The 3,190-nt window shown below is 42.6% G+C and carries 5 protein-coding genes; 1 reads left to right on the top strand and 4 read right to left on the bottom strand.

Translation table 11 applies throughout. From position 1 onward, the window contains the following. Window positions 1-223 (top strand): hypothetical protein (locus LU351_RS20130; protein ID WP_232595880.1); only part of this gene is annotated, 223 nt, incomplete at its 5' end. A 169-nt stretch (window positions 224-392) separates the two neighbouring features. Here the strand turns inward: LU351_RS20130 and LU351_RS20125 are convergent. The 4 genes from LU351_RS20125 to LU351_RS20110 all read right to left on the bottom strand — a co-directional run. Further along, window positions 393-836, bottom strand: a complete 444-nt coding sequence (locus LU351_RS20125; protein ID WP_232595879.1) for an SMI1/KNR4 family protein — start codon at window positions 834-836, stop codon at window positions 393-395. An 11-nt stretch (window positions 837-847) separates the two neighbouring features. Further along, on the bottom strand, window positions 848-2,086 hold the full coding sequence (locus LU351_RS20120; protein ID WP_232595878.1) for an RHS repeat domain-containing protein: 1,239 nt from the start codon (window positions 2,084-2,086) through the stop codon (window positions 848-850). 51 nt (window positions 2,087-2,137) lie between these two features. Further along, window positions 2,138-2,695: a hypothetical protein gene (locus tag LU351_RS20115; protein WP_232595877.1), complete on the bottom strand. Its 558-nt coding sequence runs from the start codon at window positions 2,693-2,695 to the stop codon at window positions 2,138-2,140. Beyond that, window positions 2,658-3,190: hypothetical protein (locus LU351_RS20110; RefSeq protein WP_232595876.1), on the bottom strand; the 533-nt coding region annotated here is incomplete at its 5' end. The genes LU351_RS20115 and LU351_RS20110, both read right to left, overlap by 38 nt.

Genomic DNA, 3,190 nt, shown 5'->3' with positions numbered 1-3,190 from the left:
CTCGGCGGGTGGCCATATCGCTGTCGAAGGGGTTTTCCCCCAACTGCGCGATATCCAGCTCCGCCCAATTCCCCTGGCGTGGTTTGCCGAAGGGGTCGAAGTGACGACGGGCCGTGACTTGGCCGTTATCATCCGTGAGGGTGGTGGCGCTGCCACAATTTCCAGCACAAAAAAAATAGACGACCAATCACTTAGCCGTCTAAAATCAAAATTATATTTTTAAAGAACGTTTTTTAACTTTCTGAAAAACTTTCGACATGAGGGAGAAAACTTCAAGCCAAAAGCATTCTCAGCCATATCAACTAAAGAAGAATTATTATTCCCCTTCCTATTTCCATATTCATCAATTAAATCTAAAGCTTACACTCCAGCAGACTTAAGATAGATTACGACTAAAGACTTAACATGTATTCTAAAAAAGACTCGAATGTAGACCATGATTGAGCCTCTTTACCAAATAGCTCATCTAAAAATAGTGCCACTTGCCCCGACCTTTCCGATTCATCAGAATACAAAAAGTAGTAACCTCCACCACCATAACTCTCTAATACACACCCCTCATTTGATATTCTTTCAAAATTATCTGGCACATCATCTTCACGAAGCTCCATTGTGCATACAACTGTATGATAATCATCATCTTCAGCATATCCGTAAATAGTGTGCCCAAACCATTCAATATAGCCATATTTTTTGAGGAAAATTTTGTATTGCTTGGGAAAAGAAATACCTAACTCACTTTCCATAATATGAATTGACTCATCACTTAATTGTCCACTGCATTCAAAGCCTTCTTTTCCTTTAAATTTATCAAGAATCTCATTTAAATTATTCATATTTCAAAACTCTACTTTTGATAGATATTTTTCCCTTCATCATACCAGTGCAACCGTTTGTTGTATTTCTGATGAAACTTGGCATTCATTACCCTAAAATTATCGAATGAATTGTCACCACCTCGAAATAAAGGGTTTTTGTGATGAACAATATATCCTTTAGGAAGTCTTCCAGATTTATTCATTTTTGCTAATTGCTGAGGGGTAAAACGTTTGGCTGCTTCAGCTGAGTTTGCATAAGAACGAATAAATTCTGGCTTCATACTCTCAAATTCTTTCCTCAATTTAGCTACTTCTTCAACACTTCTCTTATGAAATTTAGTTGGGAATTTTCCTTGCGCAACACTTTCTGTAACAGACCTTATCGCCTGCTGCTGTCTTCCCGGAAGAAAAACCATCGACGTATTAATGACAAGAGCATTATCATCATACGCCTCAGAACCTGCCGTTTGAGTTTCTCCAACAGGATTTAATCCCATTGGATCACCAATTTCTTCTGGTGTTAATCCGGTAATATAAGAATGTGCATAAGTTAACGTATCTTGAGCAAATCGCTTAAACATGCCCCATGCAAATTGCCCAAACCCTTCATTACCTGAGCGAGAGGCCACCACCCCAACGGTTTCCATCCCATTCTCAGTACCCCAGGTTCCCACTTGATCAAACTGAGACCCAATCTCCTCCGTCTTCATACTCTCACTGCCGCCAACGCCCGCGCTGGCTAGTGGGCTCTCCGCTTGGTTTACCGTGCCATTGCTTTCCTGTACGGACGCCGATTGCTTACTGCCCTCGCCTCTGGTCTGGCCACTAAAGACAATCACACTGCAAAAATAGCCACTGTGTTGGCACCGACCCTCCTCAGCCCGATACCCCGTCGGGTCTGTGCCCGCCATGGGGTTGTTCATAATGTACGAGTACGGGTTAATACTCTGCGAATTCCCAGGCTCCTGAATATACGGGTCCACACTCAAAAAACGGCCCAGCTGATAATCGAACACCCGGCCATTCATATGGATCAGCTCTACCTCATCCAAATGCTCGTGGTCGGTAAAGCCTCGGCGGGTGGCCATATCGCTGTCGAAGGGGTTTTCCCCCAACTGCGCAATATCCAGCTCCGCCCAATTCCCCTGGCGTGGCTTGCCGAAGGGATCGAAATGACGACGGACCGAGACTTGGCCATTGTCATCCGTGATGGGTGGTCGCGCTACCACAATTTCCAGCACAAAGTAGGCGACTAATCTCTTAGCCACCTACAAATCAAAATTAAATTTTTAAAGAACACATCGCCTTGTTTATAACATCTACTCCTTAAGGATATCTCTAACCATACAAACTATATCACCTGAACTATTCTCCGACTGTTCAGGAACAATCACCGTATATTCATTAAGAATCTTGGCTATCAATTCACATTCAAACTCACCGAAATTTATATTATCTTTATCAACACCGCCCGAAACTTTTATGTTGTAGCCGAGTGGTGAGGGTCCTTTCACTTCTAGTAGAAAAAACTTAATCCCATCAACGTTTTTAGTAATTCCATTTTCTTCAATATGGTCAAACCCAGCTTTATCAGACACAAAATACAACTCAAAGTCTTTCGGCAATAAATCAACGTTCTCAACCCAACTTTCAAATTCATACCTTTTCCAATCTGGGCTGACTTCAACAAATACTTGTCCCCAATTCAGTTGTAATTGTTTAAGTAATGCTCGCAAAACAAATTGAATCGTTTTGTCGCTTAAAAAAGTGTACTCATACCCTGTAGGCATCATAACTATATTCCCCAAACTGAAGATAACATCAAACAATTTTCCTATTTTAAAAGTTAGGATTTTTACCGCCAGTCCAATTCCCACTTGGAACTGAAACATCGCCCGGAGAATACGTAATTGCCCTGTGATTACCTCCCTTTTCCTTCAAAATACTTTTGGGTACTTGAGCGTGAATGACGTATTCCGTCTTAGATTTTGGTATTCGAAGTGTCTTAGCAGTTTTATTACCAAGATCTTCTGGACTGAGTTTTGAGAAATATGCCCCGGCTGGATTACCACCGGGAGGGGTGCTAGCTTTTATCGTAATGTCTTTACCAGATGTGATGGCGTTATAACCTTTTTTATCCGTGAAGTGCCAAACATCAACAAGATCACTTGCCTTCGGCCTACGAGTAAGCACCATTCCAGCCACACCAGACGCTGCCACACCGGCCTGCTGGAATTCTCCCGCCGCATAATTACTGGTCACTTCATTGTAAATATCAACCGCGCCATCATAAATCTGTTCGGCCATACTTCGGCCACCCATCATCATGAATCCCAGCCCCATCATCGACTCCGATGTGGCCAAGCCATTGG

The organism is Marinibactrum halimedae, from assembly GCF_021234875.1.
GTDB classification, from domain to species: Bacteria; Pseudomonadota; Gammaproteobacteria; order Pseudomonadales; family Cellvibrionaceae; genus Marinibactrum; species Marinibactrum halimedae.
Note: the sequence above shows the minus strand (reverse complement) of the source record. Positions and strands in the feature narration are given on the sequence as shown.